10 protein-coding genes and 1 pseudogene are annotated in these 15,750 nt (G+C 42.5%); 5 read left to right on the top strand and 6 right to left on the bottom strand.

Annotated features, from left to right (window positions below; translation table 11 throughout):
• The first annotated feature begins 55 nt into the window (after window positions 1-55).
• Window positions 56-2,224: an ABC transporter substrate-binding protein/permease gene (locus tag HMPREF9389_RS02050; protein WP_032906594.1), complete on the top strand. Its 2,169-nt coding sequence runs from the start codon at window positions 56-58 to the stop codon at window positions 2,222-2,224.
• Entirely contained in the window at window positions 2,224-2,964 is a 741-nt protein-coding gene (locus tag HMPREF9389_RS02045; RefSeq protein WP_002895249.1) for an amino acid ABC transporter ATP-binding protein, read from the top strand. The genes HMPREF9389_RS02050 and HMPREF9389_RS02045 overlap by 1 nt, the downstream gene beginning before the upstream one ends.
• Before the next feature lie 57 nt (window positions 2,965-3,021).
• Here HMPREF9389_RS02045 and HMPREF9389_RS02040 read toward each other — a convergent pair whose 3' ends face one another.
• The 5 genes and pseudogenes from HMPREF9389_RS02040 to HMPREF9389_RS02025 all read right to left on the bottom strand — a co-directional run bounded on the left by HMPREF9389_RS02040 (window position 3,022) and on the right by HMPREF9389_RS02025 (window position 10,709).
• Window positions 3,022-4,803 carry a serine hydrolase domain-containing protein gene (locus HMPREF9389_RS02040; RefSeq protein WP_002930761.1) on the bottom strand — a complete coding sequence of 594 codons (1,782 nt, stop codon included), beginning with the start codon at window positions 4,801-4,803 and terminating at the stop codon, window positions 3,022-3,024.
• A gap of 63 nt (window positions 4,804-4,866) precedes the next feature.
• Window positions 4,867-6,632 (bottom strand): annotated as a pseudogene (locus HMPREF9389_RS0111365) (serine hydrolase domain-containing protein).
• A gap of 172 nt (window positions 6,633-6,804) precedes the next feature.
• Entirely contained in the window at window positions 6,805-8,586 is a 1,782-nt protein-coding gene (locus tag HMPREF9389_RS02035) for a serine hydrolase domain-containing protein (protein ID WP_002930768.1), read from the bottom strand.
• 33 nt (window positions 8,587-8,619) lie between these two features.
• Window positions 8,620-10,404, bottom strand: a complete 1,785-nt coding sequence (locus HMPREF9389_RS02030) for a serine hydrolase domain-containing protein (protein WP_002930770.1) — start codon at window positions 10,402-10,404, stop codon at window positions 8,620-8,622.
• A 113-nt stretch (window positions 10,405-10,517) separates the two neighbouring features.
• Complete coding sequence (locus HMPREF9389_RS02025) at window positions 10,518-10,709, bottom strand: hypothetical protein (RefSeq protein ID WP_002930771.1); 192 nt, start codon at window positions 10,707-10,709, stop codon at window positions 10,518-10,520.
• A 615-nt stretch (window positions 10,710-11,324) separates the two neighbouring features.
• On the opposite strand from HMPREF9389_RS02025, the gene HMPREF9389_RS02020 reads away from it, so the two are divergent.
• Complete coding sequence (locus HMPREF9389_RS02020; RefSeq protein WP_002930775.1) at window positions 11,325-12,851, top strand: ATP-binding cassette domain-containing protein; 1,527 nt, start codon at window positions 11,325-11,327, stop codon at window positions 12,849-12,851.
• Window positions 12,852-12,887: 36 nt separating this feature from the next.
• On the opposite strand, the gene HMPREF9389_RS02015 is transcribed toward HMPREF9389_RS02020, so the two are convergent.
• Entirely contained in the window at window positions 12,888-13,523 is a 636-nt protein-coding gene (locus tag HMPREF9389_RS02015) for a TetR/AcrR family transcriptional regulator (protein ID WP_002930777.1), read from the bottom strand.
• 191 nt (window positions 13,524-13,714) lie between these two features.
• Here HMPREF9389_RS02015 and HMPREF9389_RS02010 point away from each other — a divergent pair, with 191 nt between their 5' ends.
• Window positions 13,715-15,118, top strand: coding sequence for an MFS transporter (locus tag HMPREF9389_RS02010; RefSeq protein ID WP_002930780.1), 1,404 nt, complete (start codon window positions 13,715-13,717; stop codon window positions 15,116-15,118).
• Window positions 15,105-15,692 (top strand): DUF4097 family beta strand repeat-containing protein, encoded by a 588-nt coding sequence (locus HMPREF9389_RS02005; RefSeq protein WP_002930786.1) that lies wholly within the window; start codon window positions 15,105-15,107, stop codon window positions 15,690-15,692. The genes HMPREF9389_RS02010 and HMPREF9389_RS02005 overlap by 14 nt, the downstream gene beginning before the upstream one ends.
• Window positions 15,693-15,750: the final 58 nt, after the last annotated feature.

The following is a 15,750-nucleotide window of genomic DNA, read 5'->3' on the forward strand; positions in this document are numbered from 1 at the left end:
TGCCTAATCAGTGTTTTTTTGCTATAATGCTAGAATGCTAAAAAGGAGGAAGAAAATGAAGAAAAAATTCTTAGCAGTCTTGCTAACATTATTTCCATTTTTTGCGTTAGGGGCGACAGCCCAGGCAGATACGGTCAAAATTGTATCCGATACTGCTTACGCACCATTTGAATTTAAAGATTCTGATCAGAATTACAAGGGGATTGACGTTGATATCATCAACAAGGTCGCTGAAATCAAGGGATGGGACATTGACATGAGCTTCCCAGGCTTTGACGCGGCAGTCAATGCGGTCCAAGCTGGCCAGGCGGATGCCATTATGGCTGGTATGACCAAGACAAGCGAGCGCGAAAAAGTTTTTACCATGTCTGATACCTACTATGACACCAAGGTCGTTATCGCGACGACCAAGGCAAATACCATCAGCAAATATGAACAGCTGAAAGGGAAGAAAGTCGGTGTCAAAACAGGAACCGCTGCCCAACGTTTTCTTGAGAAGAACAAGGATAAATATGGCTATACTCTAAAAACCTTTGACACGGGCGACTTAATGTATAACAGCCTTTCTGCTGGTGATGTCGATGCAGTAATGGACGATCAGCCGGTTATTGAGTACGCCATCAATCAAGGCCAAAACCTGAAAATTTCTATGAAGGGTGAGGCTGTTGGAAGCTTTGCTTTCGGTGTCAAAAAAGGCAGCAAGCACGAGCACTTAGTTACTGAGTTTAACGAAGCTTTGGCACAGATGAAGAAAGACGGCAGTCTGGATGAAATCATCAATAAATGGACTGCTTCTAAAGGCAGCTCTGACTCCGCTGTTCCAGAGACTTCCACTCCTGCCGGTCAAAAAGCTAGTCCGACAAAAGACAAATACATCATTGCCAGCGACTCATCTTTTGCTCCTTTTGTCTTCCAAGATGACAGCAACCAATACACTGGGATTGACATGGAGCTGATTAAGGCTATTGCCAAAGACCAAGGATTTACTGTGGAAGTAACCAACCCTGGCTTTGATGCAGCTATCAATAGCGTTCAGACTGGTCAGGCTGATGGAATTATCGCCGGCATGTCTGTCACTGATGCCCGCAAGAAAACTTTTGACTATTCTGACCCTTACTACACAGCCAACTCTATCTTGGCAGTTAAGGACAGCAGCAATATCAAGTCCTACGAGGAACTCAAGGGCAAAACCGTTGGTGTCAAAACCGGTACCGCTTCTCAGACTTTCCTTGAGGAAAACAAGAGCAAGTATGGCTACTCTATTAAAACATTCTCAGATGCAGCTTCCATGTATGATAGCCTTAATACTGGCTCCGTCGCAGCTGTGATGGATGATGAGCCCGTTGTCAAATACGCTATCAAACAAGGCAAGAAGCTTAAAACACCTATTGAAGGTACACCAAGTGGCCAAGTCGCTTTCGCAGTTAAAAAAGGCAGCAATCCTGAGTTGATTGAGATGTTTAACAATGGACTGGCAAACCTCAAAGAAAGCGGCAAGTACCAAGAGATTTTAGACAAATATCTGGCTAGCGAGGAAAAGGAATCCACTGTAGATGAGTCCACTATTTGGGGCTTGCTGCAAAACAACTACCAAGAACTTCTTAAAGGTCTGGGAGTGACGATTGCTTTGGCTCTGATTTCATTTGCGATTGCTATGGTCATCGGGATTATCTTTGGTATGTTCAGCGTCAGCCCTTATAAACCGCTGCGCTGGATTGCAGAAATCTTTGTCGATGTCATTCGTGGTATTCCACTGATGATTGTGGCAGCCTTTATTTTCTGGGGGATTCCTAACCTAATCGAATCCATGACTGGACAACAAAGCCCAATCAACGCTTTCGTTGCAGGAACCATCGCCCTCTCTCTCAATGCCGGCGCCTATATCGCTGAAATTGTCCGCGGGGGTATCCAAGCAGTTCCAGTTGGACAGATGGAAGCCAGCCGCAGCTTAGGAATTTCCTACTCCAAGACCATGCGCAAGATTATCCTGCCACAGGCAACCAAGATTATGCTGCCAAACTTTGTCAATCAGTTTGTCATCGCACTCAAGGATACAACCATAGTCTCAGCCATTGGACTGGCCGAGCTCTTCAAAACGGGTAAGGACATCATCGCTCGCAACTATCAGAGTTTCCGGATGTATGCTATCCTAGCCGTGCTCTATCTCATCATTATCACGCTCTTGACCCGCTTGGCAAAACGCTTAGAAAAGAGGATTAAGTAATGGCAAAATTAAAAATAGATGTGAACGATCTTCATAAATATTACGGGGAAAACGAAGTCCTAAAGGGAATTACTGCTAAATTCTACGAGGGCGATGTAGTCTGCATCATCGGCCCTTCTGGTTCTGGTAAGTCAACCTTCCTGCGCAGTCTCAACCTGCTAGAGGAAGTGACCAGCGGAACCATCACAGTTGACGGCTTTGATCTGACGGACAAAAAGACTGACGTGGATCTGGTCCGAGAAAATATCGGTATGGTCTTCCAGCACTTCAACCTCTTCCCGCACATGACCGTTCTGGAAAATATCACCTTTGCTCCTGTTGAGCACAAGCGCTTGACTCAAGACGAGGCAAATAAGCTGGGTATGGAGCTCTTGGAAAAGGTCGGCTTGGCTGATAAAGCTGATGCCAGTCCAGACAGCCTGTCCGGAGGTCAAAAGCAGCGGGTAGCTATTGCTCGCGGTCTGGCCATGAATCCAGATATCATGCTCTTTGACGAGCCGACTTCTGCCCTTGACCCTGAAATGGTCGGCGATGTTCTCAACGTTATGAAGGATCTGGCCCAGCAAGGTATGACCATGCTGATTGTGACCCATGAGATGGGCTTTGCCCGTCAGGTAGCCAACCGCGTTATCTTTACCGCTGATGGCGAATTCCTAGAAGACGGCAAGCCTGACCAAATCTTTGACAATCCACAGCATCCACGTCTCAAGGACTTCCTAGACAAGGTGCTGAATGTATAAACACAAACGAAGAGCCAGCTTATATGCCGGCTCTTTTCTTGTTTCAAAATTTTTAAACTAGATCACCCACCATTGGTAAAGCGACCAGTAGAGGATATTAGCTACTATAGCGAGGGCGGATAGACTAGTCAGAACTGTCAGGAAAAGGCGACCTTTTCCGAGACCCTTTCGAGCCTTGCTAAAGAGCGGATAGACTGCACAGCCTGCTAAAAGTAGGCCTAGTCCTGCAAAGACCATATAGCGCCACTGAGCAATCTCGCTAAAATCTCCTGAAGCTTGCGCCACGAACATTAGAAAGAGATTAATCGGAAAAGCCAAAACCCCAACAGCTGTTAGAATGTTCCAGACTTTCCATACGTGGTCTGGCTGGTCTTGTTTTTTATGGAAGATGAGTCGATAGGCTCCTAGAATCAGACTAATGAGGAGTAGACCGAGGGCGTAGATGATACCAAGTCCACCAGAGCCAAGAACAATAAAGTCTTTATAGAAATCAAACTCAGAGACTTTCTCATAGTCTGCAACGGCCACTGCGATACGGGTCTTGCCTTGGCTCTGATAAATGGTCCAGAAGTTGTTTGGCAATAGCTGATCGTCAGATGGTTCCTGCAAGTAGTCTGCGGAGGCTGGAATCATTTTAAAGATAGCCAGCGGTCCTTGGTTAAGATTTCGCAGAGTGCGATAATAGCCTGGACTGAACTGCTCTTGGGTTTCCTTACTGGCTGTTTTGCGCGGTCCAAAGACGAGCTCTGGCATTTGGAAATTATAATTTTGCTCTGTACCTTGATTGGTCATGACGACATAGCCGATACCGTGCTCCAAGTCCAACATTATCCGTGAAGTAGCGCCAGGTGTATTTCCGCCGTGGCCCAACACAGTAGTACCATATTCGTTGGCCCAAAAGCCATGAGCATTGCGGATGATATCCGTGTCAGGGTAGGTGGAACTGGCAGTATAGAGGGTGTTCCAGGTCTCTGGGCGCTCAAAAAGCGTTTTGCGAGCCAGCAGGGCTTGGGCGAACTTCTCCAAGTCTTTCAAGGTACCAGTAGCTGCACCGATAGGATAGAGGCCAACAATGAAACTATCCTTTCTCAGAACTTTTCCTTGGATGTCATATCCTTTGGCCTCTTGACGCTTTTTCTGAACGTAGGAATTGTCTGATAGATCCGGCAAAATAGCTGTCTTGTCCATGCCCAGAGGTTGGAAAATATGCTCATGAGCATAATCAACAAACCGCTGACCGGAGATCCGCTCGACAATCAAAGCCGCCAAGCCGGTACCGTAATTTGAATAAGCTGTGACTGTACCGGGTTCAAAGGACTGGATAGGTTGTTGTTCTTTAAGGATTTCTTCGATACTTTTATCGTCTTGTAGGTACATGCTTACCTCATCGAATCCCGCCTGATGGTTCATCAGATCCAGCATGGTGATAGGCTTATCATAGCGGAGATTTTTGAGGAAGCCCTCTGGCAGATAGGTGCGGATGTCTTCTTCTAGGTTAATCTTACCTTGCTCCCAGAGCTGCATGACAGAGATCCAGACGGTCAGCTTAGTCACGGAACCCCATTCAAAAACGCTGCCGTCATCAGCTTTGACTCCCTTTTCCTTGTTCATATAGCCAAAGTTTCCTTGATAAATGGTACCGTCCTTATCAAAGACTGCCGTCGCCATGCCGGATGTTGTCTTTTCATGTTCCTTGACAAAGTCTTGGATTTTCTGGCCAATCTGGTCACGTTCGATACCAGAGGGTAGCTTTTGAGACTCCTCAGCCAGCGCAGTAGCTGGCTGGAAGAGTCCCAGAGTTATAATCGTTAGAAGCGTTAGAATAAATGATTTTTTCATGCGATTCTCCTTACAAAATCACGTAGACAAAGCCCGCATCCCTTCAGAAAGGCAGGCAACTTATCACAGCGCCCAGAACTGATAAAGTGACCAGTAGAGAATATTAGCAACGATGACCAGAGCTGACAGACTAGTCAAGACAGTCAGGAAAAGTCGGCTCTTGCTCAATCCTTTTCTTGCCTTGGTCAGAAGCGGGAAGACTGCACAGCCAGCTAAAATTAGACCTAAGCCAGCAAAGACCATGTAGCGCCAGCTAGAAAGGTAGCTAGGGTCACTTGCTCCTAAAGCTAAGAAAAGGAAATAGAAATTGACAACCACTCCCACTGCTGCAAGGGAAGTCAGATAGGTCCAGATACGAAGTTCTTTAGGTGTTTTAGACTGATTTTTTTGAATACTAGTCGGAAAAGATCGAGACCACCTCGCACTAAAAGCTGAAGTAAAGCATAGATAACTCCTACTACCATGAAAATCAATACAGCCCAATCTCTCATCACGTCTATATCTTTTACTTTGAAAGTATCGCCATAGGCATATGTTACTTTTGCTGTTCCATTTTGCTCACTGACTACTGCAAAATCACCGTTCAAAAATTTATTATCAGCTGAATTTGTAACATAACTGGTACGTGGGAATATTCTAGTGAAAGACAGGGGGCCTGTTTCATAATATCTTGCTGATCGGTAATTTCCTGCTGGAAATTTGTCGAAAGTTTCCTGCGGAGTCTTTTTCTTAGCTCCAAAGACAAGAGCTGGCATATCGTAATTATAGACCTCTTCATGCCCTTGATTGGTCATAATGGTCATACCAATACCATTTTTCAAATCTAACAAGATATAAGAAGAAAAACCATAGGAATTGCCACCGTGACCGACAAGAGGCGTGCCATATTCTTGGGTCCAGAAGCCATGCATATTGAGCGGCATATCCGTTCCCGGATAATTCGAAGTTGCCGTATAAAGTGTAGTCCAAGTCTCAGCATGTTTGAAAAGCTTCTCCTTCTTCAAAAGTGCTTGGGCAAACCTCTGAAAATCACCCATGGTACTCGCTGTAAGACCGACTGGATAAAGACCGATATTCATGTAATTCACACCTAGAGATTTACCATTGATATCATAAGTTATCTCTTCCTTCCGTTTCTCAAGGACGTAATCATTATCTTTATAGCCAGTTAAAAGAGATGTTTTGTTCATACCTAATGGTTGTAAGATATGCTTGCGGGCATAGTCCGCAAAGCTCTGACCGGAGATTCGCTCAACGATATAGGCTGCCAGTCCCGTACTGAAGTTAGAGTATCCAGTCATAGTGCCTGGTTCATAGAGTTGGGCTGGCTGATTGATCGCAAGGATTTGTTCAATATTCTGCCCTTTATTTTCTAGATAAGCGTGAGAAGAGTCCTCAAAGCCTGCTTGATGGTTCATTAGATCCAACATAGTAATGGGCTTGTCATAACGGAGAGTCTTGAGAAATCCCTCAGGCAGGTAATTGCGAATATCTTCTTCAAGATTAACCTTGCCCTCTTCCCAGAGCTGCATGACAGAGACCCAGACCATTAGCTTCCCAGCAGATCCCCATTCAAAGACACTATCGTCATCGGCCTTGATGCCTTTTTCTTTATCCATATAACCGAAGTTTCCTTGATAAATTGTACCATTCTTGTCAAAGATAACAGTCTCCATACCGGCTGTTGTCTTTTCATGTTCCTTGACAAAACTTTCGATTTTCTGACCGATTTTGTCACGGTCCGTACCAGACGGCAGCTTCTGCTCCTCAGCCAAGGCTGTAACCGGCCGGCAGAGTCCTAGAGTTATAATCGTTAGAAGCGTTAGAATAAATGATTTTTCATAGCATTTCCTTTCTGTTCAACTCAAATATTCACATAAGCTAAGTTCAAATAATTTGTGCAGTCTCCTTTCAATTTTAGAATCAGCTTATTCTTGTTTCTTAATCATGCGTTTTTCACCTCCTTATCCGCCCGATACCAGAGATAAATACTGTAAAGGGTCACAATGCCCACCACTGATAAAGTGACCAATAGAGGATATTGGCAACGATAGCTAGAGCAGATAGGCTAGTCATGACCGTCAGGAAGAGGCGACCTTTTCCAAGACTCTTTCGAGCCTTGCTAAAGAGCGGATAAACCGCACATCCTGCTAAGAATAGGCCCAGTCCTGCAAAGACCATATAACGCCAAGATTGAACAATTGAGTAATCCTGATTCATGGCAGCCAGTAAAAGCAGAATGAGATTGCCAGCAAACAGCAGCATCCCTAGAGAAGTCAGGAAATTCCAAATCTTCCAAGAGCGAGGAGCCGAACTTTTTGCTTTACGCAGGATGAGACGGAAACCGCCAATCAGAAAACTAATCAAGACATTTCCCAAAGCAAACACGAGCGCCAGAGCTCCGAGAAACACGACTAGATAATGCCTAAAGAGAACTGAATCGGAAATCCTTTCCGCATTAAGGACACCAAATTCGAGGCGGTCAGCACCTTGGCTTCGGTCAATAGTCCAGAAAGTGCTCAGCAGATCCGGCTGATCTGAGACTTTGTTAATCTTTTGGATGGCCCCGGGAATCATGAGCATGAAGGACAGTGGCCCCCTATTATAGCTTCTCAGATAGTGGTAAGAGCCAGGCTTGAATTGCTTTTTAGTAGCTTCGCTGACAGTCTGCATCTTGCCAAATGTCAGCTCCGGCATTTGAACATTGTAAACTTGTTCATACAGTTGATTGGTTAAGATGACTTGGCCGATGCCATTTTTCAGATCCAAGTAAAGATAGCTAGAAAAGCCATCAGCATTACCACTGTGTCCCAGCAAGGTAACACCGTAGTGACTGGCCCAAAAGCCATGAGCATTACGAACAATATCCGTACCAGGGTGGGTAGAGGTTGTTGAGTAAAGCTCGGCCCAAGTTTCTGGACGATGAAAGAGCGTCTTACGTTCCAGCAAGGCCTGGGCGAATTTCTGTAGGTCTCCTAGAGTCCCCACAGCCCCTCCGACTGGGTACATCCAGAGCTTAAATGGTGTATCACCCAAGAGCTTACCTTGGTCATCATAGCCCTTGTCTTCCTTGCGCTTTTCCTGTACATAAGCGTTGTCCGATAAGTCAGGCAAGATAGCAGTCCGATCCATGCCCAGCGGCTCAAAAACATGCTCATGGACATAGTCTGCATACTTCTGCCCAGATATTCGCTCCACGATATAAGATGCTAAAGCCGTGCTGAAGTTAGAGTATGATGTCGTCGTACCCGGCTCAAAGGACTGAATAGGCTGGTAATCACGGAACTGCTCTTCCAAGTCGCTCTTGTCTCCCTTTTTGTAGAGTGGCATTTCATCAAAGCCAGCCTGATGGTTCATCAGATCCAGCATGGTGATAGGCTTATCATAGCGAAGATTGCGGAGAAAGCCTTCTGGCAGATAAGTTTTGATGTCTGCTTCCAGGTCGATTTTGCCCTCTTCCCAGAGCTGCATGACCGATACCCAGACCGTCAGTTTAGTGATTGAAGCCCATTCAAAAACACTGTCATCGTCAACTTTGACTTTGTTTTCCTTATCCACATATCCAAAGTTCCCCTTGTAGATGGTCCCGTTTTTATCAAAGACAGCGGTCGTCATTCCGACAGTTGTCTTTTCATGTTCCTTGACAAAACTTTCGATTTTTTGACCGATTTGGCTGCGCTCCGTGCCAGAAGGGAGCTTCTGCGAGTCAGCTAAAACAGCGCTCGGTCGGAAGATTCCTAGCGTCAAAATGGTTAAAAGAATGATTAGAATAGATTTTTTCATGAGAGACTCCTTTGTGCAATGGAGCTGCGCTTATTACAGACCCCACCACTGATAAAGTGACCAATAGAGAATATTGACAACGATAGCTAGAGCTGACAGACTAGTCAAGACAGTCAGGTAGAGTTGGCTCTTGCTCAATCCTTTTCTTGCTTTGGTCAGAAGCGGGAAGATTGCACAGCCAGCCAGAATCAATCCCAGACCAGCAAAGACAATGTAGCGCCAGCTAGCTAGAAAGCTCAGATCGTCGGTAGCAAATGTGTTGAAGAGGAGGAGGAAGTTTATAGCTACACCTACTCCAGCTAAAGAAGTTAGGTAAGTCCAGATACGAAGAGGTTTTGGTGCTTTAGATTGACCTTTTTTGAAGACCAAGCGGAAGAGATCCAGTCCGCCCCGTGCCAAAAAGAGAATGATACTGAAAACAATTCCGACTGCCGCTGAAATAAGCAAGGACCAGTCTTTCAGAATCTCGCTATCCTTGACTCTGAAGTTATCGCCATAGGAAGCTGTTACCTTAGTCTCGTCTCCACTACCGCTGACTACTGAAAAATTCTGACTCAAAAGCGGATTGTCCTTGGATTTCTCAACAAACTGAGTGTAAAGCAAGATCCTGGAGATAGACATAGGACCACTGGCAAAGGAGCGAGCAGATCGGTAATTGCCAGACTGGAATTTGTCAAAGGTGGCTGAGTCCGTCTTTTTCTTAGGTCCAAAAACCAAGGCTGGCATTTCATAGTTATAAACCAACTCATGATCTTGATTCGTCATAACGGTCATACCTATACCATTTTTCAAGTCCAGCAGAATATAAGATGAGTAGCCAGTCGAGTTTCCTCCATGGCCAACAAGCGTCGTGCCGTACTCCCGTGTCCAAAAACCGTGCATATTGAGCGGCATATCCGTTCCTGGATAATTCGAGGTTGCTGTGTAGAGAGTTGTCCAAGTCTCAGCATGCTTGAAAAGCTTTTCTTTCTTCAAAAGCGCTTGGGCAAACTTCTGGAAGTCAGCCAAAGTGGAAACGGCATTCCCCGCTGGGTAAAGCCCAAGATGGAAATAGCTAGTGCCCATAGATGTCTGACCGTCCGCCCGATAAGAGATTTGCTTCATCCGCTTCTGGTAAATCTTTGGATTTTCCTTAAAGTCGGCTGATAGAGCAGTGTCTTTCATCCCTAGTGGTTGAAAGATATGATCATGGACATAGGCCGAGAAGTCCTGACCGGAGATTCTCTCAACGATATAGGCTGCCAGACTAGCTGAAAAGTTTGAGTAGGCTGTCATGGTGCCTGGTTCGTAAGACTGTTCTGGCTGATTAACTGCCAGAATCTCCTCAATAGACAAGCCCTTATCTTCCTTGTAGGCGTGGGTAGACTCGCCAAAGCCGGCCTGATGGTTCATGAGGTCTGTCATAGTGACGGGCTTGTCGTAGCGCAAAGTCTTCATAAATCCCTCTGGCAGATAGGTGCGAATGTCTTCGTTAAGGTCAATCTTGCCCTCTTCCCAGAGCTGCATGACGGAGACCCAGATAGCTAGTTTCCCGACTGACCCCCATTCAAAGACGCTGTTTTCGTCGGCTTTAATGCCTTTTTCCTTGTTCATATAGCCAAAACTACCTTGGTAAATAGTCCCGTCCTTGTCAAAAACGGTTGTTGCCATACCGGCCGTTGTCTTTTCATTTTCCTTGACAAAGTCTTGGATTTTCTGACCGATTTTGTCACGGTCCGTACCAGACGGCAGCTTCTGCTCCTCAGCCAAGGCGGTAACCGGCCGGAAGAGTCCCAAAGTTATAATCGTTAGAAGCGTTAGAATAAATGATTTTTTCATGATATTTCCTTTCTATTTAGCTTCAACAATCGCATAGGCGATACTTCTGTATACCATTCGGATAAAAATTCTTAACATAGCTTTCTCCTTTTTTATGCAATAATTTACACTATCTAGTCAAAGGTCACAGTTTCTACAGCCACCATCGTCGCTTCATCTTGCTTGACATGTTCCTGAATCTTTTGGACAATCTCAATGGCCGCCGTGTTAGACTTCAAGGATTGCTCCATCGTCTTAGCTTGAGGCGTTTTTACAAGTCCCAGGCTTAGGACTGTCAAAAGCCAGAGAAATAAAGTTTTTGGCATGGTTTCTTACTCCTTAGATACAATTTAAAATGACGACCGGAATCTATCACATTCCAGCTCTTTTTATCTTTTACAAATTTTAGGCCTATTTGTATAATCATTTTATATATATAATTTTTATATACAAGAAGATTATATATAATTTTCCAGTATATGTCAAATTTTTATATAATTAAAAAATTATATATTAAAATCAGCTTAAAAGCTTTGAAACCAATATTCTTAGAGAGCTTATAAAATAGTATCCAAAAAACTTTTAAAAATTTTTATTTTTTTGAAAGCGCTTGACGAATCTGCTATCTTTTGCTAGACTTAAGACAGAACTATTTCGGAGGTACACGGAGACATGAAAAATTAAGTCTATTTTTTAAAGGAAACTTTATTTAGTAGATTTTGTCATGTTTCTGCATATCCGAGGGATGTTCGTTTTCGGTGCTTTCTAGCTTCTATTTGCTTATCTTTAGATCAATCCTGTCGCTCCTATGACAGTGTAAGCTGGAAGCCTATAGATGAATTATCCTACTGGGACACTCTTGTGTCTGCTTTGTGCAATCTCAACAGCTCTGCTAAATAAAGCAGAGCTGTATTTTGTATTAAAAAACGAAGGAGACATCTATGCTTCAAATAAGAAATCTAACTATCACCCACCTAAAAGACCTGAAAGAGTTAGTCAAAGATTTGTCACTGACTGTCAATCAAGGAGACAAGGTCGCTATTATCGGTGAGGAGGGCAATGGCAAGTCCACCCTACTCAAGCTCCTGCTAGACGAGCGACTTGTCAGTTCCTATGTCAGCTACAGCGGCCAGATTGATAAGTCCTATACTGCTGCTGTCTACTTACCCCAGCAGCTACCTTCAGAGGATGCCCAACTAACGCTCAATGACTATTTCTTTGGTGATTTTGAGACCGAGCTGGACTATGCCAAGCTCTATCGCTATGCTGGGGAGCTCAACTTTGACAGCCAGCGTTTCGCCAGTCAGCAGCAGCTCTCTAGCCTATCTGGAGGAGAAAAGCTTAAAGTTCAGCTTATCAAGAAACTTGCCAGTGATTGGGACATTCTCTTTCTTGACGAGCCCTCTAATGACCTTGATCTCGAGACTCTGACTTGGCTGGAAAACTTTATCAGCCATAGCCAGCAAACTGTCCTTTTCGTCTCTCATGACGAGCACTTCCTCGCTCAAGCTGCGACCAAGATTGTTCATCTAGAGCGAATCAAAAAGAAGCAGGAAGCTAGAACCAGCGTCAAGAGTCTGGACTATGAAAATTACCGAACTCAACGTCAGGAAAACTTTGAAAAACAGGGGCAACTAGCACGAAAAGAGAGGGAAGAACACGCCAAGACCATGGAAAAACACCTACGGGTTAAGCAGAGTGTGGAGCATACTTTACGAAACACCCATGACGCTACTGCAGGTCGACTGGTAGCCAAGAAGATGAAAAACGTCCTCTCGCAGGGCAAACGATTTGAAAAGGCAGGTGCTGAAATGACAGAAATTCCGACACAGGAAGATGCCATCAGCCTTCACTTCTCAGACATAGAAGCTCTGCCATTGACCAAAAGAATCCTCAAATTAGAAGGAATGAAACTGGAAACAGACGAACGACAACTGGCGGAGAACCTGACTCTGGAGGTCTGCGGCCAGGAAAAAATCGGACTGATTGGTGCTAATGGCGCAGGCAAGTCTACTCTGCTTAAAGAAATATGGAAAATTCTGCGTGAGCGGACAGATATGCAGGTCGGCTACATGCCCCAGCATTATGGCGAATTGCTGGCTGATGAGAGCAGTCCTTTAGACTTTCTGACTCCCTCTGGCGACAAGGCCCATGAAGAGAAAATCCTGACTCATCTAGCCAGTCTCCAGTTCACGCGCGACGAGGCCCGCCATCCGATTGGGCAGCTTTCCGGCGGTCAAAAAGCCAAGCTCCTCCTGCTCAAACTAGTCCTAGACTGTCCCAATGTCCTCCTTCTGGACGAGCCAACCCGCAACTTCTCTCCCACCTCTCAGCCCCAGGTTCGCCAGCTTTTGGCGACCTATCCTGGCGCCATTATCGCTGTCTCCCACGACCGAATCTTTCTCAAAGAAGTCTGCCAGAAGATTTATCGACTGACGGAGACAGGGCTGGAGGAAGTTGAATTATAAGCAAAAAGAGTTGGGAATCCAACTCTTTTTATCGTTTTAACTATAAAGTAAGTTTTCTAAGATTAGAGCTATGCAATCTAACGAGGTCTTCCTTAAAAGAGTTATCTCTTCGTCTGAATGCGAGGAATACAAAATTTCATCTACAATAGAGGTGATAAAATTAAATAGGACATTAGAAATAGATTTTAGATTTGTTATTTCTTTATTACCTACATAATGTTTCAAACATTGATAAGTGAGTTCTTTCATTTTATCATTGTGCTGATCCTGTATTTCCTTAACCTCAGGAATGGAATAAGAAAGCATCTCAATTTGCGCGTGAAACTCTTTATCTTCTAAACTAATTAAATTATCAATTAATTTTCCAATCCAGCCTTTGTAATCACTACTGAATAGCTCCAAATTTTCACTAGTATTCAGTTGGTTAAAGATTACAATAAACGATTCATTGTAGTCTTTTAATATTAAAGATAAAATCTCTTCTTTATTTGAAAAATAAGAATATAGTGTCCCTATTGAAATCCCCGCTTCTTTTGCAATTTCATTAGTGGTAACATTAAAATAATTCTTTTTTGCAAATAATTCTTTCGAAACAGCTAAAATCGTGTTTAATTTATCTAAACTTCTTTTTTGAACAGGTTTTCGAACTAGTTTCTTTGACAATACTTTCATCCCTTCTAAGCAATCTTTCTCTTATGATATCACACTTCCAGTAAAAATTCTTTTAAATGCCATGAATAGCAATAATATGCTATTTTATTTTTTAAAAAAATGAGTAAATACTCATTTTTACTTGACAGAAAAATAAAAAAGAGTACAATTAAATATGAGTTAAAACTCATGTTTAAGAAAGGAGAATTGCAATGAATAAAAAAACTATAATAACTATTGCAATGTGTTTGGCTATTTTCTTAGTCATGCTTGACACAACTATCATGAACATTACGTTGCCTGCTATACAGAAAGGACTAAATGTTGGACTTGACAGTTTATCTTGGGCTTTAAACATTTATACCATTATTTTTGCTACATGTACTATCCCATTGAGTAAATTAGCAGATATTTACGGGAAAGGAAAAATTCTTATTATTGGATTAGTACTCTTTGGTATCGGAAGTTTAATTTCTGGATTGGCAATGGAATTTTATCAGCTTATTTTAGGTAGAGTTATTGCTAGTCTAGGAGCATCAATCTTATTACCAGTAGGAAATATACTAGGAATTTCTTCTTGGAAAGTTGAAGATAGATTTAAAATCGTTGCCGCTTTAGGACTCACTCAAGGAGGAGCAGCTGCAATTGGTCCTACACTTGGAGGTATCATTACCGATAGCTTATCTTGGCATTGGATATTCTTTATCAATATTCCAATTGTTATAATTGCTCTTCTATTATTGATAAAATCTTTTGACTTTAAAAAAGATACTACAGTTTCAACCAGAATTGATTGGTATGGTAGTTTGATTTCTATGATATCACTTTGCTTATTGACTCTCGGGTTAATTAAAGTAAGAGATTGGGGTTTCAATGACTGGAAGAGCATCACCTGCTTTAGTATTTCTATCATCACAGGTTTTCTATTTATTATTATAGAAAAACAAAATTCCTCTCCAATGATTAATCTGAATTTATTCAGGATCAAAGAATTTTCATCTGCCTCATTAGTCGCATTTATTGCTCAATTTTTCTACATTGGCGTTATTGTTATTCTACCAACCTTCTTTACTACTGTTCAAGGGAAGAGTGAATTGGATGCTGCTCTAATACTACTCCCTATGTCGTTAACTGTTTTCATTTTTGGAGGATTAGGAAGCCTAGCAATTAATAAACTTGGGCCTCGCTTATTGGTATTTACTGGTCTGCTAGCAATTCTAATTTCTTACATATTATTGATAACATTAGATCCTAACAATACACTAACCATGAGTTTTTCAACATTAGTTTTGGGGGTTGGCTTTGGTATTATTGCAGGGCCTATTAATGTTTTAGCAGCTTCTACATTAGATGGAGAATTGTTAACGGCTTCTCAAAGCGTCATTAGTGTTGTAAGGCAAATTGGATCAGTTATAGGAGTTTCCGTATTTATCTCTATACTTACAAATAATATCAAAATTCTAACGATCCATACTCCTCAGAAAATATCCGAAGCCTACCTATCTATCTATAAAATATGGATTCCTTATCTATTCGCCCTACTTTTCCTTTCCTTATTATTTGCAAAACGGGATATTTATTTACAAACAAAGGATATAAAACATGAAAAGAATTGAAATTGATGTAAGCCGAACTGACTTTGAAGTAAAAAAAGGAAAAGAATTCAAATTATCCTTTAAAAATTGCTCCCGAGAGGATTATAAAATTATAATCAATGATTCCGAATTTATCCTGAAAGAAATGAATGTATTTAAAACAAACTGTTTCTGGATGATTCCCAAAATCACTATTTCGATTCCTTTCAACAAGGTTGAAACTTACAATGTTAAAGTTGAAGATAGCACAGCAACATTTCAATGGCTCAAAGCTGATGATATTAATCTATATACAGCTAGAGGGAGTGTTTTTATTAACAATCTAGAATGTAATACTTGTAATTTAGCTTGTGGCATGGGGAATACATCGCTTCAAGGTACTATTCAACAGAACGCTAATTTCACATGTGATATGGGTAATATAATTTTTTCGGGATATAAGATATCCTCCTCTTACAAATTGAAGGTCAGTAGTGGCCTTATCACCGTAAATGGTCTTAGCTATACGAATACCTCTCATAAACACAAAAATACTAATTGTGAGTCCCCTATCTTTGATCTAAACTGCAATATGGGAAATATAACTATTTCATAAACTGATTTTTAGCAGAAAACAAGTTAGGCGAACTTGAATTATAAGCAAAAAGAGTTGG

This window comes from Streptococcus sanguinis SK355 (genome assembly GCF_000212855.1).
Taxonomy (GTDB): Bacteria; Bacillota; Bacilli; order Lactobacillales; family Streptococcaceae; genus Streptococcus; species Streptococcus sanguinis_A.

Bases quoted from the DNA above. Each gene is read 5' to 3' on its own strand.
- HMPREF9389_RS02050 (WP_032906594.1), top strand. From the start codon at position 56: ATGAAGAAAAAATTCTTAGCAGTCTTGCTAACATTATTTCCATTTTTT.
- HMPREF9389_RS02020 (WP_002930775.1), top strand. From the start codon at position 11,325: ATGCTTCAAATAAGAAATCTAACTATCACCCACCTAAAAGACCTGAAA.
- HMPREF9389_RS02005 (WP_002930786.1), top strand. From the start codon at position 15,105: ATGAAAAGAATTGAAATTGATGTAAGCCGAACTGACTTTGAAGTAAAA.
- HMPREF9389_RS02035 (WP_002930768.1), bottom strand. From the start codon at position 8,586: ATGAAAAAATCTATTCTAATCATTCTTTTAACCATTTTGACGCTAGGA.
- HMPREF9389_RS02010 (WP_002930780.1), top strand. From the start codon at position 13,715: ATGAATAAAAAAACTATAATAACTATTGCAATGTGTTTGGCTATTTTC.
- HMPREF9389_RS02025 (WP_002930771.1), bottom strand. From the start codon at position 10,709: ATGCCAAAAACTTTATTTCTCTGGCTTTTGACAGTCCTAAGCCTGGGA.
- HMPREF9389_RS02040 (WP_002930761.1), bottom strand. From the start codon at position 4,803: ATGAAAAAATCATTTATTCTAACGCTTCTAACGATTATAACTCTGGGA.
- HMPREF9389_RS02045 (WP_002895249.1), top strand. From the start codon at position 2,224: ATGGCAAAATTAAAAATAGATGTGAACGATCTTCATAAATATTACGGG.
- HMPREF9389_RS02015 (WP_002930777.1), bottom strand. From the start codon at position 13,523: ATGAAAGTATTGTCAAAGAAACTAGTTCGAAAACCTGTTCAAAAAAGA.
- HMPREF9389_RS02030 (WP_002930770.1), bottom strand. From the start codon at position 10,404: ATGAAAAAATCATTTATTCTAACGCTTCTAACGATTATAACTTTGGGA.